At 72.8% G+C, this 25,329-nt stretch carries 24 protein-coding genes; 19 read left to right on the top strand and 5 right to left on the bottom strand.

What is annotated here, in order from left to right; all coding sequences use genetic code 11:
• Window positions 1-12 precede the first annotated feature (12 nt).
• Both ACFZAU_RS11860 and ACFZAU_RS11865 read left to right on the top strand, forming a co-directional pair.
• Window positions 13-1,620, top strand: coding sequence for a threonine/serine exporter family protein (locus ACFZAU_RS11860; RefSeq protein ID WP_500552015.1), 1,608 nt, complete (start codon window positions 13-15; stop codon window positions 1,618-1,620).
• Window positions 1,621-1,783: 163 nt separating this feature from the next.
• Window positions 1,784-3,157: a wax ester/triacylglycerol synthase family O-acyltransferase gene (locus ACFZAU_RS11865; RefSeq protein WP_500552016.1), complete on the top strand. Its 1,374-nt coding sequence runs from the start codon at window positions 1,784-1,786 to the stop codon at window positions 3,155-3,157.
• Window positions 3,158-3,232: 75 nt separating this feature from the next.
• Here ACFZAU_RS11865 and ACFZAU_RS11870 read toward each other — a convergent pair whose 3' ends face one another.
• Window positions 3,233-3,727, bottom strand: coding sequence for an inorganic diphosphatase (locus ACFZAU_RS11870; protein WP_431959297.1), 495 nt, complete (start codon window positions 3,725-3,727; stop codon window positions 3,233-3,235).
• 142 nt (window positions 3,728-3,869) lie between these two features.
• On the opposite strand from ACFZAU_RS11870, the gene dacB reads away from it, so the two are divergent.
• The 12 genes from dacB (at window position 3,870) to ACFZAU_RS11930 (ending at window position 16,257) form a co-directional block, all read left to right on the top strand.
• Entirely contained in the window at window positions 3,870-5,279 is a 1,410-nt protein-coding gene (gene dacB, locus ACFZAU_RS11875; RefSeq protein ID WP_500552017.1) for a D-alanyl-D-alanine carboxypeptidase/D-alanyl-D-alanine endopeptidase, read from the top strand.
• A gap of 79 nt (window positions 5,280-5,358) precedes the next feature.
• Window positions 5,359-6,537 (top strand): zinc-dependent metalloprotease, encoded by a 1,179-nt coding sequence (locus ACFZAU_RS11880; protein WP_500552018.1) that lies wholly within the window; start codon window positions 5,359-5,361, stop codon window positions 6,535-6,537.
• 178 nt (window positions 6,538-6,715) lie between these two features.
• Complete coding sequence (gene tilS / locus ACFZAU_RS11885) at window positions 6,716-7,702, top strand: tRNA lysidine(34) synthetase TilS (protein WP_499599771.1); 987 nt, start codon at window positions 6,716-6,718, stop codon at window positions 7,700-7,702.
• 36 nt (window positions 7,703-7,738) lie between these two features.
• A complete protein-coding gene (hpt, locus tag ACFZAU_RS11890) occupies window positions 7,739-8,278 on the top strand; it encodes a phosphoribosyltransferase (protein WP_499516875.1) in 540 nt (179 codons plus the stop codon).
• 192 nt (window positions 8,279-8,470) lie between these two features.
• A complete protein-coding gene (gene ftsH, locus ACFZAU_RS11895; RefSeq protein WP_499599772.1) occupies window positions 8,471-10,522 on the top strand; it encodes an ATP-dependent zinc metalloprotease FtsH in 2,052 nt (683 codons plus the stop codon).
• A gap of 133 nt (window positions 10,523-10,655) precedes the next feature.
• The gene (gene folE / locus ACFZAU_RS11900; protein WP_500552019.1) at window positions 10,656-11,264 is read left to right on the top strand and encodes a GTP cyclohydrolase I FolE; all 609 of its coding nucleotides are present in this window, start codon (window positions 10,656-10,658) and stop codon (window positions 11,262-11,264) included.
• A gap of 225 nt (window positions 11,265-11,489) precedes the next feature.
• Window positions 11,490-13,175 (top strand): phosphatidylglycerol lysyltransferase domain-containing protein, encoded by a 1,686-nt coding sequence (locus tag ACFZAU_RS11905; protein ID WP_500552086.1) that lies wholly within the window; start codon window positions 11,490-11,492, stop codon window positions 13,173-13,175.
• 23 nt (window positions 13,176-13,198) lie between these two features.
• Window positions 13,199-14,053 (top strand): dihydropteroate synthase, encoded by an 855-nt coding sequence (gene folP, locus ACFZAU_RS11910; RefSeq protein ID WP_500552020.1) that lies wholly within the window; start codon window positions 13,199-13,201, stop codon window positions 14,051-14,053.
• Window positions 14,050-14,535, top strand: a complete 486-nt coding sequence (locus tag ACFZAU_RS11915; RefSeq protein ID WP_499599779.1) for a nuclear transport factor 2 family protein — start codon at window positions 14,050-14,052, stop codon at window positions 14,533-14,535. Before folP ends, ACFZAU_RS11915 begins: the two co-directional genes overlap by 4 nt.
• 226 nt (window positions 14,536-14,761) lie before the next feature.
• On the top strand, window positions 14,762-15,121 hold the full coding sequence (gene folB, locus ACFZAU_RS11920; RefSeq protein WP_500461164.1) for a dihydroneopterin aldolase: 360 nt from the start codon (window positions 14,762-14,764) through the stop codon (window positions 15,119-15,121).
• Complete coding sequence (folK, locus tag ACFZAU_RS11925) at window positions 15,118-15,708, top strand: 2-amino-4-hydroxy-6-hydroxymethyldihydropteridine diphosphokinase (RefSeq protein WP_500552021.1); 591 nt, start codon at window positions 15,118-15,120, stop codon at window positions 15,706-15,708. Before folB ends, folK begins: the two co-directional genes overlap by 4 nt.
• A gap of 54 nt (window positions 15,709-15,762) precedes the next feature.
• Window positions 15,763-16,257, top strand: coding sequence for a DUF3180 domain-containing protein (locus ACFZAU_RS11930; protein ID WP_499600271.1), 495 nt, complete (start codon window positions 15,763-15,765; stop codon window positions 16,255-16,257).
• Window positions 16,258-16,411: 154 nt separating this feature from the next.
• Here ACFZAU_RS11930 and ACFZAU_RS11935 read toward each other — a convergent pair whose 3' ends face one another.
• Both ACFZAU_RS11935 and ACFZAU_RS11940 read right to left on the bottom strand, forming a co-directional pair.
• Entirely contained in the window at window positions 16,412-17,026 is a 615-nt protein-coding gene (locus tag ACFZAU_RS11935; RefSeq protein ID WP_500552022.1) for a GPP34 family phosphoprotein, read from the bottom strand.
• A 13-nt stretch (window positions 17,027-17,039) separates the two neighbouring features.
• On the bottom strand, window positions 17,040-18,224 hold the full coding sequence (locus ACFZAU_RS11940) for an ABC transporter ATP-binding protein (protein ID WP_500552087.1): 1,185 nt from the start codon (window positions 18,222-18,224) through the stop codon (window positions 17,040-17,042).
• Between the two features lie 169 nt (window positions 18,225-18,393).
• Here ACFZAU_RS11940 and ACFZAU_RS11945 point away from each other — a divergent pair, with 169 nt between their 5' ends.
• The 4 genes from ACFZAU_RS11945 (at window position 18,394) to ACFZAU_RS11960 (ending at window position 21,891) form a co-directional block, all read left to right on the top strand.
• Entirely contained in the window at window positions 18,394-19,074 is a 681-nt protein-coding gene (locus tag ACFZAU_RS11945; RefSeq protein ID WP_500552023.1) for an ABC transporter permease, read from the top strand.
• Window positions 19,074-19,784, top strand: coding sequence for an ABC transporter permease (locus tag ACFZAU_RS11950; protein WP_500552024.1), 711 nt, complete (start codon window positions 19,074-19,076; stop codon window positions 19,782-19,784). Before ACFZAU_RS11945 ends, ACFZAU_RS11950 begins: the two co-directional genes overlap by 1 nt.
• The gene (locus ACFZAU_RS11955) at window positions 19,781-20,746 is read left to right on the top strand and encodes an ABC transporter substrate-binding protein (RefSeq protein ID WP_499599792.1); all 966 of its coding nucleotides are present in this window, start codon (window positions 19,781-19,783) and stop codon (window positions 20,744-20,746) included. Before ACFZAU_RS11950 ends, ACFZAU_RS11955 begins: the two co-directional genes overlap by 4 nt.
• Window positions 20,747-20,901: 155 nt before the next feature.
• Window positions 20,902-21,891: a hypothetical protein gene (locus tag ACFZAU_RS11960; RefSeq protein ID WP_500552025.1), complete on the top strand. Its 990-nt coding sequence runs from the start codon at window positions 20,902-20,904 to the stop codon at window positions 21,889-21,891.
• Window positions 21,892-21,930: 39 nt separating this feature from the next.
• Here ACFZAU_RS11960 and ACFZAU_RS11965 read toward each other — a convergent pair whose 3' ends face one another.
• A complete protein-coding gene (locus ACFZAU_RS11965; RefSeq protein WP_499599796.1) occupies window positions 21,931-23,073 on the bottom strand; it encodes an NADH-quinone oxidoreductase subunit D in 1,143 nt (380 codons plus the stop codon).
• Between the two features lie 20 nt (window positions 23,074-23,093).
• Window positions 23,094-24,107 (bottom strand): SAM-dependent methyltransferase, encoded by a 1,014-nt coding sequence (locus tag ACFZAU_RS11970; protein ID WP_500552026.1) that lies wholly within the window; start codon window positions 24,105-24,107, stop codon window positions 23,094-23,096.
• 216 nt (window positions 24,108-24,323) lie between these two features.
• Between ACFZAU_RS11970 and ACFZAU_RS11975 the strand changes: the two genes are divergently transcribed.
• A complete protein-coding gene (locus ACFZAU_RS11975) occupies window positions 24,324-25,316 on the top strand; it encodes a carbohydrate-binding protein (RefSeq protein WP_500552027.1) in 993 nt (330 codons plus the stop codon).
• Window positions 25,317-25,329: the final 13 nt, after the last annotated feature.

The following is a 25,329-nucleotide window of genomic DNA, read 5'->3' on the forward strand; positions in this document are numbered from 1 at the left end:
AAGGAGGATCCCGTGGCGCATCCCAAGGAGCCCGAGCAGCAGCAGCCCGGCGGTTCGGAGTTCACGCCGCCCCTGGGCGTCGAGCTGCCCAGGCCGGAACCGCAGGGTTCCGCCTTCTCCCGCCCCGGGACGCGGACCTCCCCGCAGCTGTCCCACCCGGCCTTCACGCCCCCCGAGGGCATCCCGGTCGTCAGCCTCTCCAAGGAGACCCCCTGGCCCGACCGGATGCGCACGATGCTGCGCATGCCCGTCGGGGAGCGCCCGGCCCCCGAGCAGCCCGCCCGGCGGCCGGAGGCGGAGGCCGGCCCGCCGGTGCCGCGCGTGCTGGACCTGACGCTGCGCATCGGTGAGCTGCTGCTCGCCGGCGGCGAGGGCGCCGAGGACGTGGAGGCCGCGATGCTCGGCGTGGCCCACGCCTACGGTCTGGGCCGGGTCGAGCCGACCGTGACGTTCACGCTGCTGGGCATCTCCTACCAGCCCTCGCTGGTGGACGCCCCGGTCACCGCCAACCGCACGGTGCGCCGCCGGGCCACCGACTACACCCGCCTCGCGGCCGTCTTCCGGCTGATCAACGACATCACCGCGGCCGACCTCACCCTGGAGGACGCCTACCGGCGGCTCGCCGAGATCCGCCGCAACCGGCACCCGTACCCGGGCTGGCTGCTCACCGTGGCGGCCGGGCTCCTGGCGGGCGCGGCGAGCATGCTGGTCGGCGGCGGCGGTCCGCTGGTCTTCGCGATCGCCGCGCTGGGCGCCATGCTGGGCGACCGGCTGGCCTGGCTCTGCGCCGGGCGCGGGCTGCCGGAGTTCTACCAGTTCGTCGCCGCGGCGATGCCGGCCGCCGTGATGGGCGTGCTGGTCGCCCGGTTCGGCCAGCACCTGCCCGGTACGAGCACCCTGCAGGCCTCGGCGGTCATCACCGGTGGCCTCTTCGCCCTGATCCCGGGACGGGCCCTGGTCGCGGCCGTCCAGGACGGCCTGACGGGCTTCTACATCACCGCCTCCGCGCGCCTGCTGGAGGTGATGTACCTCTTCACCGGCATCGTCGTCGGCGTGACGCTGATCCTCTACGCGGGGGTCAGCCTGGGTGCCGTGCTCGACCCCGACCAGGCCTTCCGGGCGTACGAGAACCCGCCGGTGCAACTGGTCGCGGCGATGGTGCTGAGCCTCGCCTTCGCCGTGCTGCTGCAGTGCGAGCGCGGCGTGCTGGTGGTCGCCGCGCTCAACGGCGGGGTCGCCTGGACGGTCTACGCGGCGCTGCACCAGGAGGGCATCGGCATCGGCATGTCACCGGTCGCGGCCACCGCCGTCGCCGCCGGCCTGGTGGGCCTCTTCGGCCAGGTGCTGGCCCGCTACCGGCACGCCTCCGCGCTGCCGTACGTCACGGCGGCCATCGGCCCGCTGCTTCCGGGCTCCGCGACGTACTTCGGGCTCCTCGGGCTGACCCGCGGTCACCTGGACCAGGGATTCGCCTCGCTGACGAAGGCGGCGGCGCTGGCGCTGGCCGTGGCCATCGGGGTGAACCTGGGAGGCGAGATCGCGCGGTTGTTCATCAAGCTGCCCGGTGGCGCCGACCAGGCACGACGCCGCGCGGCGGCCAAGCGCACCCGCGGTTTCTGAGCCTTCCGGACCCCGCCGCCTCGCCGTCGGGCGGTCGTACGGGCAACCTGATGTTAACTGTCCGTATCGCGGTCGTAGTTGACTGTAATCGGTTTTAGGGGTTTCACTTCACCAACTGGAGTCCGTTCCGGGGCAAACCCCGACCTTTCGGAGGCATGGAGCCTTGGCTGACGAGCACCTGAGCCCGCTGGACCTCGCGTTCTGGAACCTGGACTCGCCGGGCCACCCCATGCACCTGGGAGCGGTGGCCGTCTTCGACCGCGACCCGGAGCGCCCGGTCGACGCCGACGGGCTCGCCGCGCTGCTCACCGCCCGTGCCGAGGCCGTCCCGCGGATGCGGCAGCGCGTGAAGGACGTCTGGTACGGCGTCGGGGGCGCCGCCTGGGCGGTCGACGAGCACTTCGACGCGCGGTACCACGTCCACGCCGTACGTCGTGCCGACGCCACGGCCGCCGTCGCCGAGCTGATGTCCCGGCCCATGGACCGCCACCGGCCGCCGTGGGAGGTCTACGTCATCGAGGGCGCCCCCGACGCGCCCTTCTCCGTCCTGGTCAAGCTGCACCACGCCCTCGCCGACGGGCTGCGCGCCGTGGAGTTCGGCGCCGCGCTGCTCGACCAGGGGGCCCGCACCCCGGCGGCCGCGCCGCAGCGCTCCGCCGTCGAGGCCGCCGTACCGGCCCAGGTCCGGGGGCCCGGCATCCACCTGCCCGCGCTGCCGCTGCCCGATCCCCGGCAGGTCGTCGCCTCCCTGCCGGACCGGGTGCGCGAGGCCGGGCGCGCCCTGGGCATCGGCTCGGCCGTGCTGCGCGCCTCCCTCGACCCCGGCGGGCCCGCCGCGCTGGGCGCGGTCTGGACGCCCGGCGGCGCCGAACGCCGCTTCGCCACCGCCTCCCTCGACGTCGACGACCTGCACCAGGTCCGCAAGACCAGCGGCGGCACCGTCAACGACGTCGTCATGGCCGTCGTGGCCGGCGCGCTGCGGCGCTGGATGGAGGCCCGCGGCGACGACCCGGCGGGCCCGGGGCCGCGCGCCCTGATCCCCGTGGCGCGGCGCCGCCGCCGGGGTGTGCGCGGCGGCCGGGGCAATCGCATCTCCGGCTACCTGCTGCGGCTGCCGGTCGGCGAGCCCGACCCGCTCGCCCGGCTGCGCGACGTGCGCGCGGGCATGGACCGCAACAAGGACGCCGGCCCCGACACCGGCCCGGGCGCCGTCGCCCTGCTGGCCGACAGCGTGCCGCCGCTCGCGCACCGCTTCGCCGCCCCGCTGCTCGCCGCCTCCGCGCGACTGCTGTTCGACGTGCTGGTCACCAACGTGCCGATGCTCGACGTGCCGCTCACCCTGGACGGCTGCCGCATGACGGAGCTCTACCCGATCGCCCCGCTCGCCCGCGGCCAGTCCCTCGCGGTCGCCTGCTCCACGTACCGCCGCCGGGTCCACATCGGGCTGCTCGCGGACGCGCGGTCGCTGCCGGACGCCGACACGCTCGCCGCCGCCCTGCACGGCGCGCTGGCCGAGCTCCTCGACGCCTGCGGATGAGGCCGCCGCGGACGCGTGAGGGCGGCGCGCCCCGGCAGGGAGCGCGCCGCCCTCACGTAGGCGGGAGCCGGCGGGTCAGTGACCGCCGTGCTCCTTCAGGCGCTTGTAGGACGCCTCGATCTCGGCCTCGGCCTCGGCGCGGCCCACCCAGTTGGCGCCCTCGACGGACTTGCCGGGCTCCAGGTCCTTGTAGACCTCGAAGAAGTGCTGGATCTCCAGGCGGTCGAACTCGGAGACGTGGTGAATGTCACGCAGGTGCTCGACCCGCGGGTCCGAGGCGGGCACGCACAGCAGCTTGTCGTCGCCGCCGGCCTCGTCCGTCATGCGGAACATGCCGATCGCGCGGCAGCGCACGATGACGCCGGGGAAGGTCGGCTCGTCGAGCAGCACCAGGGCGTCCAGCGGGTCGCCGTCCTCGCCCAGGGTGTTCTCCACGAAGCCGTAGTCGGCCGGGTAGACCGTCGAGGTGAACAGGTGCCGGTCCAGGCGGATACGACCGGTCTCGTGGTCCACCTCGTACTTGTTGCGGGAACCCTTCGGGATCTCGATCGTTACGTCGAACTCGAGCACAGCCTGTCCTCCATGATCAGCACATACTTCTGGTGATTAAGTGTCTCCCACGCTTGTGTGTGGTCGCGAAAGGGGCTGGTCCGGGGTGCCCGTTCCGAAGAACTGGCAGGTGGTGGCAGGGTCGGCTGCCGCAGGATTTGCCGTGGCGCTGACGGCCGTGGCCGCAGCGGGACCGTGGGAGTCAGGTCAGCGTACGGCCGAACGGGCGATCGCCGCCTCCCGGGAGGGCCAGGGGAAGCAGGCGCGTCCCCACAAGAAGGGCGGCGCGGGAGGCCACAAGGGGGCGGTCGCGCCCGTGCCGCCCGCCGCCCCGGAGGTGCTCAGCGCCGTGTCCGGGACGCAGGGGGCGCCGCTGCCCACCACCTCCGGACTGGCCGGGCGGCTCGGCCCGTTGCTGCACGACCGCGCGCTCGGCACCCTGACGACGGGCGCCGTCGTCGACGCCGTCTCGGGCCGGAAGGTCTGGGGGCAGGGCCCCGCCACGGCGGCCGTCCCCGCCTCCACCACCAAGGTCGCCACGGCCGTCGCGGCCCTCTCGCTCCTCGGGCCCGACCACCGGCTCACCACCTCCGTGGTCGCCGCCGGCAAGGACCGCGTCGTGCTCGTCGGCGGCGGCGACCCCACCCTCACCGCCCGCGCCGAGCCCGGCGGCGGCTGGACCGCGGCCTCCCTGCGCACCCTCGCCTCCGACACCGCCCGCGCGCTGCGCGCCAAGGGCGTCCGCTCGGTGAAGCTCACGTACGACACCTCGCTCTTCACCGGGCCCGCCGTCCACCCCATCGGGCACAACGAGAACATCGCGCCCGTCACCGCCCTGATGGCCGACGAGGGCCGCAGCGACGGCAAGAGCGTCAAGGGCCCGGTGGCCCGCCACTGGGACCCGGCGGCCAAGGCGGCGGCGGCCTTCGCGGACCTGCTGCGCAAGCGCGGCGTCAAGGTCGACGGCGCGGTGAAGGCCGGCAAGGCGCCCTCGCGCGCGCACGCGGCCGACCGGCTGGCGGAGGTGCGGTCCGCGCCCCTCGCCGACCTGGTCGAGCGCATGCTGACCAACAGCGACAACGACATCGCCGAGGCGCTGGCCCGGCACACCGCCCTCGCCGCGGACCGTCCGGGGTCCTTCTCCGGCGGCGCCGAGGCCGTCCGCTCGGCACTGCGCGAGCTCGGGCTCCCGCTCAAGGGGGCCCGCTTCACCGACGGCAGCGGGCTCAACCGCGCCGACCACCTCACGGCGGAGCAACTGGCGCGGATGCTGGCCCTGGCGGCCGATCCCGACCACCCCGAGCTGCGCCCCGTCCTCACCGGGCTGCCCGTCGCCGGCTTCACCGGGTCCCTGCGGGAACGCTTCACCACGGCGGGCGGGGGCGCCGGGCTCGTCCGCGCCAAGACGGGGACGCTCACCGGGGTCAACGCCCTCGCCGGGACCGTGGTGGACGCGGACGGCCGGCTGCTGACGTTCGCCTTCCTGACCAACGGCACGACCGACACCGTGGCCGCGCAGTCCGCCCTCGACCGCCTCGCCGCGGAACTCGCCACGTGCGGCTGCCGCACGTAGCGGCTGCGGGGAGTGTTCGTTGCCCGTGCCCCCGCGAGGAACGCTCCCGGGGAAGGGGACAAGCACGTACCGTGAAGGAATGACGAGCATCGGTGGTGCGGAGATGGTCGACTGGAACCTCGCGGTCGCGACCGCGACCCGCTTCGTGCGGCCCGGCCCCGAGGTGAGCCGGGACGAGGCACGCGCGGTCGTGGCGGAACTGCGGCGGCACGCAAAGGAGTCGGAGGCGCACGTCCGGGCGTTCACCAGGATGTTCGGCGACCAGGAGGACCCGGCCGACACCGGGACCCCGGTGCTGATCGTGGACCGCCCGGGGTGGATCAAGGCGAACGTCGCCGGCTTCCGCGAGGTGCTGAAGCCGCTGCTGGACAAGATGCAGGCCCGCAAGCCGGGCGGCCCCGGCGGTGCCGTGCTGGGCACCGTCGGCGGGAAGGTGACCGGGGTCGAGGTCGGGATGCTGCTGAGCTTCCTGGCCTCGCGCGTACTGGGCCAGTACGAGACCTTCGCCCCCGCGAGCCGTGACATGCCCGCCGGTCCCGCGGCGCCCGGGCCGGGCGAGCCGCGCACCGGGCGGCTCCTGCTGGTGGCCCCCAACATCGTCCACGTGGAGCGCGAACTCGACGTGGACCCGCACGACTTCCGGCTGTGGGTGTGCCTCCACGAGGAGACCCACCGCACCCAGTTCACGGCCGTGCCGTGGCTGCGGGACCACATCGAGCAGGAGATCCAGGCCTTCCTCGGCGAGACGGAGATCGACCCGTCGACGCTGATCGAGCGGCTGCGCGAGGCCTTCCAGGCGTTCTCCTCCGGCAGCCGCCCGGACGCGGAGGAGGCGTCGGTCGACGCCGACGGCGACGAGGGCCGCAGCCTGATCGACCTGGTGCAGACGCCGAACCAGCGGGAGATCCTGGGCCGGCTGACCGCGGTGATGTCCCTGCTGGAGGGGCACGCCGACTTCGTGATGGACGGCGTGGGCCCGGACGTCGTGCCCTCCGTGGCGGAGATCCGCGAGAAGTTCCAGCGCCGCCGTCAGAGCGGCGCGGGGCGGCTGGACATGGCGCTGCGCAAGCTGCTGGGGCTGGACGCCAAGCTGCGGCAGTACCGTGACGGCGAGCGTTTCGTGCGGGCCGTGGTGGACGATGCCGGGATGGAGGGCTTCAACCGGATCTGGACCTCGCCCAACACCCTGCCCACCAAGCAGGAGATCGCCAAACCCGCGGACTGGGTGGCACGGGTGCACGGGCGGAGCGAAACCTGAGTCGACCCGGGGCACAGCAGGCCCCGGGGGCCTCCCGGTTCACCCGTCCGAGGGACCGTGGGCGCAGGGTAAGCGTGCGATGCTCGAGTATCGCACGCTGTCTGTCACCATCTAGCTACCCTGCGTCATCTTCTCCGTCCCGACGCCTCCCCCAGCCTCTCCAGGAGGGAAACCGGACATGGGTCCCCACCCCGCGGTCGCGGCGATACGCCTGGCGGTCCGCCGCGTACTCCAGGACGTCCTGACCGACCACCCCGGCGGCAGCCCGCTCGTGCTGGCCGCCTGCAGCGGCGGAGCCGACTCGATGGCCCTCGCCACCGCCCTCGTCTTCGAAGCGCCCAAGCTCGGCGTCCGGGCCGGCGCCGTCACCGTCGACCACGGCCTGCAGGACGGCTCGGACGCCCGCGCCGTCGACGTCGCCGACCGCCTGCGCGGCCTCGGCCTCGACCCGGTCGACGCCGTCGCGGTCACCGTGGGCCGGCAGGGCGGCCCGGAGGCCGCCGCGCGCGACGCCCGGTACGCGGCGCTCGACTCCGCCGCGGAGCGGGCCGGCGCCGCCGCCGTGCTGCTCGGCCACACCCGCGACGACCAAGCCGAAACGGTGCTGCTCGGGCTGGCCCGCGGCTCCGGCATCCGGTCGCTGTCCGGCATGCCCGCGGTCAACGGCCGCTACCGCCGCCCCTTCCTGCTGCTGGACCGGGACACCGTGCGCAAGGCCTGCCTCGTGCAGGGCATCGACGTGTGGGAGGACCCGCACAACCACGACCCCGCCTACACCCGCTCCCGGGTCCGCCACGAGGCGCTGCCGGTGCTGGAGAAGTCCCTGGGCAAGGGCGTCGTGGAGGCGCTGGCCCGTACCGCCCAGCTCTCCCGGGACGACGCCGACGCCCTCGACCAATGGGCGGCGCAGGCCGAGCGGACGGCCGCCGACGCCGACGGCGGGCTGGACGTCGCCCGGCTGCTGACCCTCCCCGCCGCCGTGCGCCGCCGGGTGCTGCGCCGGGCGGCCGTCGCGGCGGGCTCACCCGCCGGTTCGCTCTTCGCCCGGCACATCGAGGAGACCGACCGCCTGCTCACCGGGTGGCGGGGGCAGAAACCGCTCAACCTACCCGGCGGCGTCGTCGTCGGCCGGCGGAATGGCAGACTGTTCTTCCAGGCCCTGTAGACCGAGCCGGAAGTTGTGCGGGTGAACGAGAACGACATGGGCACCGACCTCGAGAAGGTGCTCATCTCCAAGCAAGAGATCGACGCCAAGCTGGCGGAGCTGGCTGCGCAGATCGACAAGGACTACGAGGGCAAGGATTTGCTGATCGTCGGCGTCCTGAAGGGCGCCGTCATGGTGATGGCGGACCTCGCGCGGTCCCTGTCCTCCCAGGTCACCATGGACTGGATGGCGGTGTCCTCGTACGGCGCGGGCACCAAGTCCTCCGGTGTCGTGCGGATCCTCAAGGACCTGGACACCGACATCGCCGGCCGGGACGTCCTGATCGTCGAGGACATCATCGACTCCGGTCTGACGCTGTCCTGGCTGATCAGCAACCTCGGCTCGCGCCGTCCGGCCTCGCTGGAGGTCTGCACGCTGCTGCGCAAGCCGGACGCGGCCAAGGTGGAGATCGACGTGAAGTACGTCGGCTTCGACATCCCCAACGAGTTCGTGGTCGGATACGGTCTGGACTTCGCGGAGAAGTACCGGAACCTGCCGTTCATCGGCACCCTTGCGCCGCACGTGTACGGCGGCTGAGGCTCCGGGAACCCCGACGCCCTCCTCCGCGTTGGAGGGTGGTAACGCTGTTTGTTTACGGTCTCCGGCGACTTCGGGTGACAATGCTGGGGTACCGTCCGAAGGTCGGTTCATACACCGGATGCACCGGCGGCCCCCAGGCCGCGGTGCCTCACTGTGGCAGGAGGGACGGGGCGTGATCGCCCCGCATGGATGGACGTGAAGCGCTATTTCCGTGGGCCAGTCATGTGGATCGTGCTGGCTGTCCTCGCCGTGGTCGTTTTGATGCAGGTCGTCGGCTCGTCCGGTGGCTACAAGACGGTGGACACCGGCCAGGCCATTGAGGCCATCAACAGCAACCAGGCCAAGTCCGCCGAGCTGACCACCGGCGACGAGAACACGATCAAGGTCGAGCTCAAGGACGGCGCCAAGGTAGGCGGCGAGGACCTGGGCTCCAAGATCAAGGCGAGCTACATCGGCGACCAGGGCGTCGACGTGGCCAAGATCCTTCAGGCCAAGGTCGACGACGGCAACAAGACCACGCTGCCCGACGGCTACACCGTGGCGCCCTCGAAGCAGAACGCCTTCGTCGGCATCCTGCTGTCGTTGCTGCCCTTCGTCCTCATCGTCGTGGTCTTCCTGTTCCTGATGAATCAGATGCAGGGCGGCGGCTCCCGGGTGATGAACTTCGGGAAGTCCAAGGCCAAGCTGATCACCAAGGACACCCCGAAGACCACCTTCGCGGACGTCGCGGGCTCGGACGAGGCCGTCGAGGAGCTCCAGGAGATCAAGGAGTTCCTGCAGGAGCCGGCGAAGTTCCAGGCCGTGGGCGCCAAGATCCCCAAGGGCGTGCTGCTCTACGGCCCGCCCGGAACGGGCAAGACCCTGCTCGCGCGCGCCGTCGCCGGCGAGGCGGGCGTCCCGTTCTACTCGATCTCGGGTTCCGACTTCGTCGAGATGTTCGTGGGTGTCGGCGCCTCGCGTGTCCGCGACCTGTTCGAGCAGGCCAAGGCGAACGCCCCGGCGATCGTCTTCGTCGACGAGATCGACGCCGTCGGCCGGCACCGCGGCGCGGGCCTCGGCGGCGGTCACGACGAGCGCGAGCAGACGCTGAACCAGCTGCTCGTCGAGATGGACGGCTTCGACGTCAAGGGCGGCGTGATCCTGATCGCCGCCACCAACCGCCCGGACATCCTGGACCCGGCGCTGCTGCGCCCGGGCCGTTTCGACCGGCAGATCGCCGTCGACCGCCCCGACCTGCAGGGCCGCCTGGAGATCCTCAAGGTCCATCAGAAGGGCAAGCCGGTCGCCCCGGACGTCGACCTCAAGGCCGTCGCCCGCCGCACCCCCGGTTTCACCGGTGCGGACCTGGCGAACGTCCTCAACGAGGCGGCGCTGCTCACCGCGCGCAGCGACAAGAAGCTGGTCGACAACGCGATGCTGGACGAGGCCATCGACCGCGTCGTGGCCGGCCCGCAGAAGCGCACCCGGATCATGTCCGACAAGGAGAAGAAGATCACGGCGTACCACGAGGGCGGTCACGCCCTGGTCGCCGCGGCTTCTCCGAACAGCGACCCGGTGCACAAGATCACGATCCTGTCGCGTGGCCGGGCCCTCGGCTACACGATGGTCCTGCCGGACGAGGACAAGTACTCCACCACCCGCAACGAGATGCTCGACCGGCTCGCCATGACCATGGGCGGCCGGGCGGCGGAGGAGCTGGTCTTCCACGACCCGACCACGGGTGCCGCGGACGACATCGAGAAGGCCACCACCACGGCCCGCGCGATGGTGACGCAGTACGGCATGACCGAGCGACTGGGCGCGATCAAGTTCGGGACGAGCGACGGGGAGCCCTTCCTCGGCCGTGAGATGTCCCACCAGCGCGACTACTCGGAAGAGGTCGCCGGGCTGGTCGACGAAGAGGTCAAGAAGCTCATCGAGACCGCGCACAACGAGGCGTGGGAGATCCTGGTCGAGAACCGCGACGTCCTCGACAACCTGGTTCTGGCCCTCCTGGACAAGGAGACGCTGAACAAGGAGGAGCTCGCGGAGATCTTCAAGCCGATCGTCAAGCGCCCGCCGCGTCCGGCCTGGACGGGTTCCTCGCGGCGTACGCCGTCGACCCGCCCGCCGGTGCTCTCGCCGCGTGAGCTCGCCCTGACCAACGGCACCCAGCCGACGGCCAACGGCAGCGCCACCGCGTCGCTGAGCAAGCCCGCCGAGACGGTGGAGCTCCCCGAGGAGCCCAACCCCGAGGCCTGACACCTCGGACGTGGCCTTGGTCACGGACATCGGAATGCGTGCCGCGCCCCCCAGGTTTCCTATCCTGGGGGGCGCTGCGTTTCCGCGGTTCCCGCGGCACACGCATCCGGTACGCAAGAGGAACGAGGCACACATGACCGACCCGGTGACCCTTGAGGGCAACCTGCGCCCCGTCGGTGAGTTCGACGAGAAGCGTGCCGAGAACGCGGTCCGTGAGCTGCTGATCGCGGTCGGCGAGGACCCCGACCGTGAGGGGCTGCGGGAGACGCCCGCGCGGGTGGCCAGGGCGTACCGGGAGATCTTCGCCGGGCTCTACCAGGAGCCCGAGGACGTCCTGACGACCACCTTCGACCTCGGCCACGACGAGATGGTGCTGGTCAAGGACATCGAGGTGCTGTCGAGCTGCGAGCACCACCTGGTGCCGTTCGTGGGCGTCGCCCACGTCGGCTACATCCCCTCGACGGACGGCAAGATCACCGGTCTGTCGAAGCTGGCCCGGCTGGTCGACGTCTTCGCCCGCCGCCCGCAGGTGCAGGAGCGGCTGACCACGCAGATCGCCGACTCGCTCATGCGGATACTCGAACCGCGCGGCGTGATCGTGGTCATCGAGTGCGAGCACATGTGCATGACGATGCGCGGGGTCCGCAAGCCCGGCGCGAAGACCATCACCTCGGCGGTGCGGGGCCAGCTGCGCGACTCCGCGACCCGCGCCGAGGCGATGAGCCTGATCATGGCCAAGTGACCTGAGGGGCCGCGGCCCCCCGGCCGTCCCGGCCTATGTGCCCGTTCCCCGCCCGGCGACGGAACCCGCACGGCGGAGTTCACGTCCTACAGGGCGCAAATCTCCGACGAGAGCGGGGCGTGCGGGGTGATCCGCACCGCCGGGGCGTGGTGAGCGATGTCTGTCGTGGCAGAGGAAGATCCCGCCGTCCGGGTTCCCCGGGACAGGGTGCGGCTCCCGTGGGCGATGCCGGCCTCCGCCGCGCCCCGCGTGGTGGGGACGGCCTGCGCGCTGGTGGGGCTGCTCGACCTCGCCGCGGCGGTGTTCCCCGGCTTCCGGCACAGCCGGATGCACGTGCTCGCCGGCGTCGTCCCGGGGACGGTCACCTCGGTGGCCGCGGCGGCCGGCGTGGTCACCGGCATCCTGATGCTGATGCTGGCGCACGCCCTCAAGCGGGGGAAGAAGCGTGCCTGGCGGGCGGCCGTGCTGCTGCTGCCGGTGGCCGCGGTGGCGCAGGTGCTGCACCGGCACTCGCTGGGCGGGGCCCTGCTGTCGACGGTCCTGCTGACCCTGCTGATCCGGTACCGGACGGAGTTCTCGGCGCTCGGCGACCCGCACACCCGGCTGCGGGCGGTCGCGGCCTTCGCGGGGCTGGGCGGGCTCAGCCTGGTGGTGGGGCTGGCCGTCGTCAGCGCCCACCCGGCGGCGGGGACGGGCGACCCGACGTGGGCGCAGCGGTTCACCGAGGTGCTGTACGGGCTGTTCGGCTTCGACGGGCCGGTCGGCTACGCCACCGGCCAGGCGTCCGACGTCGTCGCGTACTCGCTGGGCGGGCTGGGCTTCCTGACCGTCGCCACCACCGCCTACCTGGCGCTCCGCCCGGCCCACCCGGTCGCCGAGCTGACGGCCGCGGACGAGGAGCGCCTGCGGGCGCTGCTGCGGCGCCACGGGGCCCGCGACTCCCTCGGGCACTTCGCGCTGCGCCGGGACAAGAGCGTGGTCTTCTCGCCGAGCGGCAAGGCGGCGGTCTGCTACCGCGTGGTCTCGGGGGTGATGCTGGCCAGTGGTGACCCGATCGGCGACGTGGAGGCCTGGCCCGGGGCGATACAGCGCTTCATGGCCGAGGCCCGGGCGCACGCCTGGATCCCGGCGGTGATGGGCTGCAGCGAGACCGGCGGCGAGGTGTGGACCCGGGAGACCGGTCTCGACGCCCTGGAGCTGGGCGACGAGGCCGTCGTGGAGACCTCCTGCTTCTCGCTGTCGGGGCGGGCGATGCGCAACGTGCGGCAGATGGTCAAGCGCACCGAGCGCGCCGGCTACGTGTGCCGGGTGCGGCGGGTGGCGGAACTGGGCGAGGAGGAACGCGAGGCGGTCCGCCGCGCGGCCGACGCCTGGCGCGGTACGGACACCGAGCGGGGCTTCTCCATGGCGCTGGGCCGCTTCGGCGACCCGGCGGACGAGGAGTGCGTGGTGGTGACGGCGCACGACGCGCAGGACGCGCTGCGGGCGGTGCTGCACTTCGTGCCCTGGGGCGAGGACGGCATGTCGCTCGACCTGATGCGACGGGACCGGTCCGCCGACCCCGGGCTCAACGAGCTGCTGATCGTGGCCGCGCTGGGCGAGGCGCCGCGACTGGACGTGCGGCGGGTCTCGTTGAACTTCGCGATGTTCCGGTCGGCGCTGGCCCGCGGGGAGCGGCTCGGCGCGGGGCCGGTGCTGCGGAGCTGGCGGGGGCTGCTGGTCTTCCTGTCGCGGTGGTTCCAGATCGAGTCGCTGTACCGGTTCAACGCCAAGTTCCAGCCGGAGTGGCTGCCGCGGTTCCTGGTCTTCCGGGCCACCGGCGACCTGCCCCGGATCGGCCTGGCCGCCATGCGCGCCGAGGGATTCGTCACCCTGGCCCTGCCCGCGTGGGCCTCCCGGCGCCTGCGGTGACCACCCCGTTCTAGGCTGAGCCCATGGGTACGATGCGCGGCCACGTGGCCGGATTGCCGTCCTGGGACCGGTGCGCGGTCATGGGCGTGGTGAACGTCACGCCGGACTCGTTCTCCGACGGCGGCGAGTGGTTCGACACCGAGCTCGCGGTCAAGCACGGCCTGGACCTCGTGGCGGCCGGTGCCGACCTGGTGGACGTGGGCGGTGAGTCGACCCGGCCGGGCGCGGCGCGGGTGGACGAGGCGGAGGAGCTGCGCAGGGTGGTCCCGGTCGTCCGCGAGCTGACCAGGGCCGGGGTCGTGGTGAGCGTGGACACGATGCGGGCCGTGGTCGCGGAGAAGGCCGTGGAGGCGGGCGCGGTCCTGGTCAACGACGTGAGCGGCGGCCAGGCGGACCCGGCGATGATCCCCGTCGTCGCGGCGACGGGCAGCCCGTTCATCGTGATGCACTGGCGGGGCCAGAGCATCGACATGAACAACCGGGCGGTCTACGGAGACGTCGTGGCCGAGGTCACCGACGAGCTACGGCGCAGCTTCGACCACGCGGTGGCGGGCGGCGTCGACCCGGAGCGGATCGTCCTCGACCCGGGCCTGGGCTTCGCGAAGAACGCCGAGCACGACCTGACCCTGATCGCCCACCTCGAGGACCTGCTGGCGCTGGGCCGCCCCCTGCTGATCGCGGCTTCCCGCAAGCGGTTCCTGGGCCGGGTGCTGGCCGGCGAGGGCGGCGATCCGCCCCCGGCCAGGGAGCGTGACGCCGCGACGGCCGCCGTCACCGCCATCGTGGCGGGGCGCGGCGCCTGGGCGGTCCGGGTGCACGAGGTGCACGACAGCGCCGACGCCGTGCGGGTCGCACGGGCACTGGAGGGGGCACGATGACGCCGCGCACGGCCGAGGCCGCACGGGTCGAACAGGCGAACCAGGCGTTCTACGACGCCGTCGAGCGGTCCGACCTGGACGCGCTGGAGGAGCTGGTCCTGACGGGCCCGCTGGCGGAGACGGTGTCCGTCGTGCACCCGGGCTGGCCGGTGCTGCGGGGGCGCCGCGAGGTGATGCGCTCGTACGCCCTGATCATGGCGAACACCGAGTACATCCAGTTCTTCCTGACCGACGTCGAGGTGGCGGTCGACGGTGACACGGCCCTGGTGACCTGCACCGAGAACATCCTCACCGGCGGCCCCGCCGAGGAGGAGGGCGAGATGGGCTCCCTGGTGGGCGGCCTGGTGGTCGCCACGAATGTGTTTCGGCGCACACCGGAGGGCTGGCGGCTGTGGGTGCACCACGGCTCGCCGGTGATGGCCGACGGGATCGACGAGGACGCCGCGGAGGACGCCGACAACGGCGGCGAGGGGTCAGCCTGAGGCCTTCTGACCACCCGTTCGTGCCAAGAAGTGGCAAGAAGTGGTGAAGGCCGGAGTAGGCCGTTCCGTCCCGGGGTAATCGCGGGGCGGTCGCTCGCTCGCTGCCCGGTACTGGGGAGTGTCGGCGGTCGAAGGTAGATTCGAGTGAGGGCGGTGCGGCCCTCCCCTCCCGCTGAGCGGGCGGACCGCGCCCACCCGTCCGTACGTCGACCAGCGGGAGTGAATCGTGGATCGTGTCGCGCTGCGCGGCCTGAAGGCCCGCGGGCACCACGGCGTGTTCGAACACGAGCGCCGCGAGGGCCAGGACTTCTTCGTGGACCTCGTCCTCGGCCTGGACACCGCTCCCGCCGCCGCCACGGACGACCTGACCAGGACCGTGCACTACGGCATCGTGGCCGAGGAGGTCACCGCCGTCGTCGAGGGCGAGCCCGTGGACCTGATCGAGACCTTGGCCCAGCGGATCGCCGACCAGGTGCTCAAGCACGACCTGGTCCAGGAGGTGGAGGTCACCGTGCACAAGCCACAGGCCCCGATCACCGTCCCGTTCACCGATGTGTCCGTCACCATCACCCGGAGGCGCCCGTGAGCTACGACCCCACCGTGCAGCCGGTCCCGGCCTCCGTCGTCGCGCAGGTCGACGCGGCGGACTCGACGCTGCAGAACCCGAAGTTCGCCGTCATCTCGCTGGGCAGCAACCTCGGCAATCGCCTGGAGACGCTGCAGGGCGCCGTGGACGCGCTGGAGGACACCCCGGGCCTGCGGGTGAAGAAGGTCTCCCCGGTGTACGAGACGGAGCCCTGGGGCGTCGAGCCCGGCTCGCAGCCCAACTACTTCAACGCCGTGGTCCTGGTCAGGACGACGCTCCCGCCCTCCTCGCTCCTGGAGCGCGGCCGGGCGATCGAGGACGCCTTCGCCAGGACGCGCACCGAGCGCTGGGGTCCGCGCACCATCGACGTCGACATCGTGGCCTACCAGGGTGTCGTCTCCGACGACCCGGAGCTGACGCTGCCGCATCCTCGGGCGCACCAGCGGGCCTTCGTGCTGGCGCCGTGGCTCGACATCGACCCCGCGGCCGAGCTGCCGGGCCAGGGACCGGTGTCGGGTCTGCTGGCGGGCGTCGGCCGCGAGAGCGTGTGGGCCAGGGGCGACGTGGAACTCAGGCTGCCGGAGTAATCGTTACGATCCCGTCAGTACGTTCGTCGATGTGATGTGGGGAGCGAGCACTCGGTGAAGGCGCTGCGCATCAGGACCCTGGTCGGACTGTTCGTGGTCGCCGGAGTGCTCTCGTGGGCGGGCGCGAAGCTCTGGGACTCGCTCGGCACCCTGCCGGGCGTGCCCGTGGCCGCGCCGATCGTGCTGGCGCTGATCGCCGCCGTCCTGGCGGCGACGGCGCTGTCGCTGCGTTCCCGGCTGCGCGCGCAGCGCGAGCGGCGTCCGGGGGCCAAGGGCGTCGATCCGCTGCTCGCGGCCCGCGCGGTGGTCTTCGGCCAGGCCAGCGCCCTGGTCGCCGCCCTGGTCGCGGGGATGTACGGCGGCGTGTGCGTCTTCCTCGTCATGTACCAGCTGGACAACGACCCCCGCCGTGACCAGGCGATCTACGCGGGCGTCGCGGTGATCGCCGGCATCGCGGTCTGCGCCGCCGCGATCTTCCTGGAGCGCGTCTGCCGCCTCCCCGAGGACGAGGACGACAACCGCACCGGCGCGGTGGGGGGCCGCGCGTAGCGCGGGGGGCTGGGGCGCGGGGCGCCGGCCGTTACGCGGACCGCCACCCTCCCGTCCGCAGCCGGCGCTGTGCGCCCGAAGGGCGCGAGACGAACCCGCACCCACCCACCGGCCCCACCCACCGGCCCCACCGGCCGCCCCGCTGCGCGCAGGCTCAGTACCCCCGCCGGACGTTCTCGGCGGCGGCGTCGGCCTGGCGCCGGGAGCGGCGACGGCGCTCAGCGGCCAGTTCGGCGAGCGCGTCGTCGAGGGCGGCCAGCACGCGGGCCGCGGCGGGGTCGGTCACCTCGGGTGCCGCTTCGGCGGCCGGGCCTTCGCGCAGGCCGAGCGTCCTGGCGAGGGCGGCCAGCACGGGCTCGTCCGCCGCCAGGCGGTCCGCGGCGCGGCGCCGGGCGCGGGAGTCGGTGAGCACGGTCCGGGTGTCGCGGACCAGCCAGTTGCGGTGCCGTTCCCGTACGACCTCGCCCTCGGCCGCCAGGTCGGTCAGGTAGACGTCGGCGAGGCCGCGGCCCCTGCGCCACAGCCAGTCGCCGGGGGACTCGTACGGTGCCTCGCGCACCAGCGCGGCGGCGGCCCCGGCCAGCAGGGGGTCGCTGATCGCCGGCTCCGGGCCCGGCACCAGACGGTCACCGTCCAGCGCGACCGCCCGGGCGGCGAGCAGGTCGACGGCTTCGGCCGCGGCGAGCGCGAGCGAGAGGTCGCCCGGTTCCACGGCGTGTCCGGGGGCCCGTTCCAGGGCGGTGACGATCAGATCCCGCGGGGTGGTCATGGAACGCTCCGCATCACGAGGCATCGGCGTCCGGTTCCGCCCGGCGATTGTCACCCGCTCCGGCCGGGGCCGCCACCGGCTCCGCCTCCTCGCCGTCGCCGTCCTCGTTGACCGAACGGCGCAGCGCGGCGTGGAGCGTGGCGGGGGTCAGCACCCCGGCGAAGCGGTCGCCGTCCACAACGGCTATCCAGCCGGCGTCGTGCTGGAGCATCGTGCTGAACGCCCGCTTGAGGGGGGCGCCCACCGGGACCCAGGCCTCCAGGCGGCGCGTGTGGTCGGCCACGGTGCCCGAGGTGAGGGTGCCCGCGGCCACGTAGCCGCGCAGCCCGCCGTCGTCGTCGAGGACGACCGCGTAGGGGGCGCCCTGCTTCGCGAGGACGGCCGCGGCCTCCGCGGCCGGCGATCCGGCGCGCACGACGGGCGGGTGCTCCAGGTCCGTCGTCTCGATCGGCGTGACCGACAGCCGCTTCAGACCGCGGTCGGAGCCGACGAAGTCCGCGACGTACGGGGTGGCGGGGGAGCCGAGCACGGTCGCGGGGGTGTCGTACTGCTCGATCCGGCCGGGGCCGAAGACCGCCATGCGGTCGCCGAGCCGGACCGCCTCCTCGATGTCGTGTGTGACGAACAGCACGGTCTTGCGGACCTGTTCCTGCAGCCGCAGGAACTCCGACTGCAACCGCTCCCGTACCACCGGGTCGACGGCGCCGAAGGGCTCGTCCATCAGCAGCAGCGGCGGGTCGGCCGCCAGCGCCCGGGCCACGCCGACCCGCTGCCGCTGGCCGCCGGAGAGCTGCTCGGGGTAGCGGGCGCCGTGCACGGACGGGTCCAGGCCGACCAGTTCCAGCAGTTCGGCGGCGCGGGCCCGGCGCTTGGCGCGCGTCCAGCCGAGCAGGTGCGGAACGGTCTCGGTGTTCTCCAGCACGGTCTTGTGGGGGAACAGGCCGACGTTCTGGATGACGTAGCCGATGCGGCGGCGCAGCCGTACCGGGTCGGTGCGCGCGATGTCCTCGCCGTCCAGCAGGATGCGGCCGGCGGTGGGCTCGATGAGCCGGTTGACCATCTTCATCGTGGTGGTCTTGCCGCAGCCGGACGGCCCGACGAGGGTCACGAGTTCGCCCTCGCGCACGTCGAAGGACAGGTCGTCGACGGCGGTGGTGCCGTCGGGGTAGCGCTTGGTGACGTTCTCGAAGCGGATCATCGGGACCTCTCGTCGGCGCTCGGCGGTGCGGCTCACCCCCCAGCTTGGTACACGCTCGGCGATGGTTGTGAAGGGGGTGTTGCGAGGATGTGGCGGGACACCGGGAATGTCCGGGGTCGGGTTTACGCTCACCTGCATGATCTGAACCGGGCGGGGGAGGTGGCATCGCATGGCCGGACAGGACTGTCTCGCGGCGAACGACTGGATATGCGGCGAGTTCGTACGCACGCGCAGCCAGGAGTTGCTGGACGCGGGGGTGGAACATCTGTGGATCACCGCGGTGTCGGTGGCCGCCGGTGTGCTGCTCGCGCTGCCGCTGGCTCTGCTCGCCCGGCGCTGGCGAGCGGCCGCGGCGCCGGTGCTGGGGGTGACGACGGTGCTCTACACGATCCCGTCGCTGGCCCTCTTCTCGCTGCTGGTGCCGGTGTTCGGGATCTCCGCGTCGGTGGTCGTCACCGGCCTGACCCTGTACTCGCTCACCATCCTCGTCAGGAACTTCCTGGCCGGTCTGGACGCCGTGCCCGAGGACGCGCGGGAGGCCGCGCGCGGCATGGGCTACGGACCGATACGCCTGCTGTGGGGGGTCGAGCTGCCGCTGGCGCTGCCCGCGGTGATGGCGGGTGTGAGGATCGCCACGGTCGCCACGGTCTCCCTGACCACGGTCGGCTCGATCATCGGCTACGGCGGTCTCGGCAATCTCATCAAGGACGGCATGAAGACCTACTTCAAGGCGGAGGTGCTCACCGCGTCCGTGATCTGCGTGGTGTTCGCCCTCGTCGCCGATCTGCTGCTGCTCGGGGTGCAGCGGCTGCTCACGCCGTGGTCCAGGGCAGCGAAGGCGGCCGGCTGATGGGGACGATCCCCGGCGCGTGGGACTGGCTGACCACGGGCGCCAACTGGACCGGCACCGACGGGGTGCTGCAGCGGCTCGGCGAGCACCTGGTGCTGACCTCGGTGTCCCTGGCCATCGCCTGCCTCGTGGCCCTGCCGGTCGCGGTCCTCCTCGGCCACCTCGGCAAGGGCGGCGCGCTCGCCGTGAACCTCTCGAACGTCGGGCGGGCTGTGCCCACCTTCGCCATCCTCGTGCTGCTCGTCGTCGCGACGAACTCGGCGCGCTACTGGCCCACCATCATCGCGCTGGTGCTGTTCGCCGTCCCGCCGCTCCTCACCAACACCTACGTCGGCATGCGCCAGGTCGACCGGGACGCGGTGGAGGCCGCCCGCGGCATGGGGATGAGCGGCGGCCAGCTGCTGGCCCGGGTGGAGCTTCCGCTCGCGGCGCCCTTCGTCATGAGCGGGGTGCGCTCGGCCGCCGTCCAGGTCGTCGCCACCGCCACGCTCGCCGCGATGCCCGGCGAGGGCGGCCTCGGCCGCATCATCACCGCGGGCTTCGCCCAGTACGACACCCCGAAGGTCGTCGCGGGCGCGGTACTCGTGGCCGCGTTCGCCCTTCTCGTGGAGGGAGTCTTCCTGTTGCTGCAACGCCTGGTGTCCCCCGCACGGAAGTCCCGACCCGCCCGAAGACCTGCCCGTCCCACCCATCAGATGGAGTTCACATGAGCAAGGCCCTGCGCACCGCCACCGCCCTGGCCGCCGTGGCGGTCCTCTCCGCGGGCCTGGCGGCCTGCGGCGGCGACAGTCTGGAGAAGAGCGGGGGAGGGGGAAGCTCACAGGCCGGCGGCGGCAAGGGCTCCCTGACCGTCGGCTCCGCCGGGTTCACCGAGAGCACGGTCCTCGCGCAGCTGTACGCGCAGTTGCTGAACGACGCCGGCTACAAGACCACGATCAAGACCGTGGACAACCGCGAGCTGTACGAACCGGCCCTGGAGAAGGGGCAGATCGACGTCGTCCCCGAGTACGCGGCCACCCTCGCGGAGTTCCTCAACGCGAAGGTGAACGGCAAGGACGCCCCGCCCGTCGCCTCCTCCGACGTCGACGCCACCGTCACGGCGCTCACCGAACTCGCCGGCCCGCTCGGGCTGAAGGTGCTGCCGGCCGGGGAGGCCGTCGACCAGAACGCATTCGCGGTCACCACGGAATTCGCGGAGAAGAACGACCTCAAGACCCTTTCCGACCTCGGCAAGTCGAAGATCAAGGTCAAGCTCGCCGCGGGCGAGGAATGCTCGATCCGCCCCTTCTGCTCGCCCGGCCTGAAGAAGATCTACGGCATAGACGTCACGTCGGTGGACGCCAAGGGCGTCGGCACCGTCCAGTCCAAGCAGGCCGTCAAGGACGGCATCGACCAGCTGGTGCTCACCACGACCACGGACGCCACGCTGGACCAGTTCGGCCTGGTGCTGCTGGAGGACGACAAGGGCCTGCAGAACGCCGACAACCTGCTGCCCGTCGTCAACGCGAAGGAGGCCGGCGGGGCGGACGTCGCCGCCGCCCTCGACAAGCTCACCCAGGTGCTGACCACGGCCGACCTCGCCGGGCTGAACAAGCAGGTGGACTCGGAGCGCAAGAAGCCCGAGGACGTCGCCGCGGATTACCTGAAGTCGAAGGGTCTGCTGAAGGGCTGAGGCCCGGTGGACAAGATCGAATAAATGGTGGCGGGAGGGCGTTCGCGTGACGTTTCGCATACGCGTGGGCGCCCTCCGTATCCGTCGTTGTGTGTTCGGTGAGAAATCGGATGCCGCGGCCCCACACGACCCACGGGCACGCTAAGTTCCCTACCATGCCCCGTGGACGACACCGCCATTCACAGCCGCTGCACCGGCTGCTCCCGCCCGTGACGGTCGCCGGCTCCGCCGCGGCCCTCGCCGTCGGCGCACTGGTGATCGGTGATCCGGTGCTGCTCCGTGTGTTCGTCGTCGCGGCGGCCGGTGTCGCCGGTGGCGGTGCCTTCCTGCTGCGCAGCTGGGACCGTGCCGCGGGCAAGCAGGTCGCCGACCTCAAGACCGCGCGGGTGCGCGACGAATGGCGGGCCGACGAGCGGATCGCGGAGCTCGAGGTGGACCTCGAGGACTCCCGCGAGCTGCGCGGCAAGCTGGAGAACAAGCTGCGCGCCAAGCGCGCCGAACTGGCCCGGCTCCGTACGGAGCACGCGGACCTGCTGCGCCGCTACGCCACCGCCGAGTCCGAGCGGGCCCGTGCGCTGGAGGACGGCCGCGTCGCGAAGAAGGCGGTCTCCGCCCTCCCGGTGCCCTACACGGCGCCGGTCACCCCGGCCGCGTACCTGCGGGCGTCCGCCGCCCTGCGGGACCTGTCGCGCAACGGGGCCCGCCAGCAGGCCGCGCTCACCGTCGAGGAGGCCCGCCGCCGCGACCTCGCCGACACCGACGAGCCGCAGGGCAGGCACGCCCTGGACCCGGCCGAGCGCGACCGCCCGGCGGACCCCACCACCGGCGGCAGCGGGAGCACCCCGGCGCTGCCGGTGCGCCAGCCCAAGCTCGTCCCGGCGGTCGCCGCGGCCGTGCTGCCGTACGCCAAGCCCAACCGCCAGGCCAGCCGCGCCCAGGGCGGCTTCGACTTCTTCGGCACGAAGAACGAGAAGGCCCGCCCCCAGGAGCTGGAGGCGGACGGCGCCGCGGGGCCCGCGGAGGCGGACCTCGCCGACGTCGTCGGGGACGAGGCCGTGGCCGACCAGGCCGAGGTCATCGACCTGACCGCGCACGACGAGACCGAGCAGCTCGACCTGAGCGAGCTGCGCGCCCGCTCCTCCTGACGCCCGCCGGGGGCGGGCCGCCCGCGGGCGGCCCGCCCGTCACTTGTCGATGTCGCCGACGACGAAGAACATCGAGCCCAGGATCGCCACCATGTCGGCGACCAGCGTGCCCGGCAGCAGCACGGCCAGCGCCTGGACGTTGTTGTACGACGCCGAGCGCAGCTTCAGCCGGTACGGCGTCTTCTCGCCCTTGGACACCAGGTAGTAGCCGTTGAGCCCGAGCGGGTTCTCGGTCCAGGCGTACGTGTGGCCCTCGGGGGCCTTGAGCACCTTCGGCAGCCGCTGGTTGATGGGGCCGGGGGGCAGCTCGGCCAGCCGGTCCAGGCACGCGTCGGCGAGGTCGAGGGCGTTGTGGGTCTGCTCCAGCAGCACCTCGAAGCGGGCCAGGCAGTCGCCCGCGGTGCGGGTGGGGACCTTCAGGGTGTCCCGCAGCTCCCCGTAGGCCAGGTAGGGCTCGTCGCGGCGCAGGTCGAAGTCGACGCCCGAGGCGCGGGCGATCGGCCCGCTCACCCCGTAGGCGTGCACGTTCCCGGCGGAGAGGACGCCGACGCCGCGGGTGCGGCCGCGGAAGATCTCGTTGCCGAGGACGAGGTCGTCGAAGGTCCCCATGCGTGAGCGCACGGCGGCGACGGCGGCGCGGACCCGGCCGTGCCAGCCGTTGGGGAGGTCCTCCTTGAGGCCGCCGACGCGGTTGAACATGTAGTGCATGCGGCCGCCGGAGACCTCCTCCATGACCGCCTGCAGGTCCTCGCGCTCGCGGAACGCGTGGAAGATCGGGGTGATCCCGCCCAGTTCGAGGGGGTAGGAGCCGAGGAACATCAGGTGGTTGAGCACCCGGTTGAGCTCGGCGAGCAGCGTGCGGGTCCACACCGCGCGCTCGGGGACCTCCATGCCGAGCATGCGCTCCACGGCGAGCACGACACCGAGTTCGTTGGAGAAGGCGGAGAGCCAGTCGTGCCGGTTGGCCAGCATGATGATCTGGCGGTAGTCCCGGGCCTCGAAGAGCTTCTCGGCACCGCGGTGCATGTACCCGATGATCGGCTCGGCGGCGCCGATCCGCTCGCCGTCCAGGTTCAGCCGCAGCCGCAGCACACCGTGCGTCGAGGGGTGCTGCGGGCCGATGTTCAGCACCATGTCGGTGCCCTCGGCCGCGCCGCCGATGCCGATCGTGGTCTCCGTCATGGCCCCAGTTTCCCATCCCTTTACGTGTCGGGGGGCGTGCCCCCCGGGGCTCGTCCGGCGGCCGGTACGGGCTGTTCCAGCCAGAGGAAGCCGCCGAGCCCGGACGGGTCGGTGAGTTCGGCGCCCTGGCCCGCGCGGGCCAGGGCGCGTACGTAGCCGGCGGGGTCGGAGGAGGCGAGCGACAGGGGCGGGCGGGCCCCGGTGACCCCCAGGGCGCCCAGGGCCTCCCGTTGGGTGCGCAGGACCGCCCCGGGGCCCGCGCAGGCGTCCAGCGCCACGTGTGCCGTGATGTCGCAGGAGCCGTCGGGCACCGGCGGCGACACCTCGCGGCCGGCCCGGAACGCGGTCAGCGTCCCGTACGGCGGGCGGGCCCCGGCCACGTGCCCGTAGTCGACGGCGACGGCGAGTCCGGCCTCCAGGGAGGCCACGGCGGCGGCCCAGGCGGATTCCCGCCCGCGGCCGATCTCCGCCCGGGTCCCCGGCTCCGCGCCCTCGACGGGCCACCAGCGACGCAGCCAGGCGGCGTCCTCCCCGTCCACCGGGTCGCCGAGGCGTTCGGCGCCGTCGAGGGAGCGGACGAGGACGCGGCGGGGCACCCCGTCCGCGTCGGTCTCCACGACGTCGACCGGCACGTTGTCCAGCCATTCGTTGGCGAAGAGCAGGCCCCGCAGGCCCCGCGGCAGCGCGTCGGACCAGGTCACCCGGGCGTCCAGGCCGTCCGGCCGCGGGGCCTTCTCCACCGCGCACGGCCGCAGGCGGTCGCGCAACGTGGCGGGAACCACATCGAGCACCCCCGTGAGCAGTTCCCCGGCTCCCGCGCCGACGTCCACCAGGGCCAGTTCGCCGGGGTGCCCGAGGTCCGCGTCGACGCGTTCCAGGAGGCGGGCGACGGCCCCCGCGAACAGCGGTGAGGCATGGACCGACGTGCGGAAATGGGCGGCCGGGCGTTCCCGCCGGAAGAACCCTCCGGGGCCGTACAGGGCCCGCTCCGTGGCCTCGCGCCACCCCGTCCACGCGGCTGTGCTGTCGATCACGCCCCTACCGTATGCGCAGGACCCGGGGCTTCGGACGGTTGAGCGGACCGTCACCGGTTCCAGGTAGGGTGCCGTGGTCAGAGGTGTGTCCGTCCATGACGGCCGCGGATGAATCGATCATGAACATTCGCCATCGCCCAGGGCGCACGCCTTTTGCCGGATGCCCCGGTACTGATAGGTGCTGTGCAAGCGACAGGCAGTGGAAGGTGAAGAGCGATGACGGCCGGCAACAACGGTGCCCCCGAGCCCGGGAGTGACGACCCCTTCGCGTACCTGTACCGCCAGGACGGCGAGGAGCCGGGTCAGGCGCCTGCTGCCCAGCCCGGCGTGCCCCGCACCTCGTACAACCAGGTGCAGCGGGTCGGTGAGCGGCGCCCGCAGCAGCCGCAGCAGCAACAGCAGCAGCCCGGGTACGGCTACCCGCAGCAGCAGCCAGGGTACGGTCAGCAGCCGCCGGCCTACGGTCAGCAGCAGCCCCAGCACGCCCAGGCGACGCAGGCGTTCCCCCAGGGCCCGGGCGGTCCGGGAGGCCCGGCGGGCCCGGCGGGCGGCGGCAGCCGCCGCGCGGCGGCCCCGCGTTCCGGCGGCCCCGACAACAAGGGCCTGCTGATCGGCGCCGTCGCCGTGGTGGCGGCCGTCGCGATCGGCATCGGCGTCGCCATGGCGGGCGGCGACGACGACAACCCGCAGGCGGGCAGCACCCCGACCCCGACGGCGAGCAGCGACGGCGGCAAGGGCGACAGCTCCGGCGAGCCCTCGGCCTCCGCGAGCACCACCGATCCGGGCGTCGTCGACGCGGCCTCGCTCGCCATGGCGGGCGGCGCCCGCGTCGGTTCCCAGTACAAGGGCACCAAGGCGGCGGGCGGCAAGTACGTCGAGAACATGAGCGCGGTGGGCGCGTCGGTGACCTGGACCGTCGACGTGCCGAAGGACGGCTCGTACGACTTCTGGATCCGCTACGGCAACGCGGAGAAGGACTCGGCCAGCGCCACGATCGTGGTCAACGGGGCGCCCCAGAGCTACAAGCCGGACCTCAAGAACTTCGGCAAGGAGGGCGACTGGAACCACTGGTACCGCTCCTACGCCACCCTCGACCTGAAGCAGGGGAGCAACACGCTCGCCCTGACCTGCGGTCAGGGCGACGCCTGCCACTTCAACCTCGACCAGCTGGCTCTCATGGACAAGGACCAGAAGCCCGCGGGCTGGTGAGGCTGATCCCGCC

It is taken from the genome of Streptomyces sp. NPDC008238 (assembly GCF_042956445.1).
Classification (GTDB): Bacteria; Actinomycetota; Actinomycetes; order Streptomycetales; family Streptomycetaceae; genus Actinacidiphila.

Bases quoted from the DNA above. Each gene is read 5' to 3' on its own strand.
- ACFZAU_RS11945 (WP_500552023.1), top strand. From the start codon at position 18,394: ATGGCCGGACAGGACTGTCTCGCGGCGAACGACTGGATATGCGGCGAG.
- ACFZAU_RS11940 (WP_500552087.1), bottom strand. From the start codon at position 18,224: ATGATCCGCTTCGAGAACGTCACCAAGCGCTACCCCGACGGCACCACC.
- ACFZAU_RS11935 (WP_500552022.1), bottom strand. From the start codon at position 17,026: ATGACCACCCCGCGGGATCTGATCGTCACCGCCCTGGAACGGGCCCCC.
- tilS (WP_499599771.1), top strand. From the start codon at position 6,716: ATGGGTCCCCACCCCGCGGTCGCGGCGATACGCCTGGCGGTCCGCCGC.
- ACFZAU_RS11905 (WP_500552086.1), top strand. From the start codon at position 11,490: ATGCCGGCCTCCGCCGCGCCCCGCGTGGTGGGGACGGCCTGCGCGCTG.
- ACFZAU_RS11975 (WP_500552027.1), top strand. From the start codon at position 24,324: ATGACGGCCGGCAACAACGGTGCCCCCGAGCCCGGGAGTGACGACCCC.
- ACFZAU_RS11960 (WP_500552025.1), top strand. From the start codon at position 20,902: ATGCCCCGTGGACGACACCGCCATTCACAGCCGCTGCACCGGCTGCTC.
- ftsH (WP_499599772.1), top strand. From the start codon at position 8,471: ATGGACGTGAAGCGCTATTTCCGTGGGCCAGTCATGTGGATCGTGCTG.
- ACFZAU_RS11955 (WP_499599792.1), top strand. From the start codon at position 19,781: ATGAGCAAGGCCCTGCGCACCGCCACCGCCCTGGCCGCCGTGGCGGTC.
- hpt (WP_499516875.1), top strand. From the start codon at position 7,739: ATGGGCACCGACCTCGAGAAGGTGCTCATCTCCAAGCAAGAGATCGAC.
- ACFZAU_RS11950 (WP_500552024.1), top strand. From the start codon at position 19,074: ATGGGGACGATCCCCGGCGCGTGGGACTGGCTGACCACGGGCGCCAAC.
- ACFZAU_RS11915 (WP_499599779.1), top strand. From the start codon at position 14,050: ATGACGCCGCGCACGGCCGAGGCCGCACGGGTCGAACAGGCGAACCAG.
- folP (WP_500552020.1), top strand. From the start codon at position 13,199: ATGGGTACGATGCGCGGCCACGTGGCCGGATTGCCGTCCTGGGACCGG.
- ACFZAU_RS11965 (WP_499599796.1), bottom strand. From the start codon at position 23,073: ATGACGGAGACCACGATCGGCATCGGCGGCGCGGCCGAGGGCACCGAC.
- ACFZAU_RS11880 (WP_500552018.1), top strand. From the start codon at position 5,359: ATGACGAGCATCGGTGGTGCGGAGATGGTCGACTGGAACCTCGCGGTC.
- folE (WP_500552019.1), top strand. From the start codon at position 10,656: ATGACCGACCCGGTGACCCTTGAGGGCAACCTGCGCCCCGTCGGTGAG.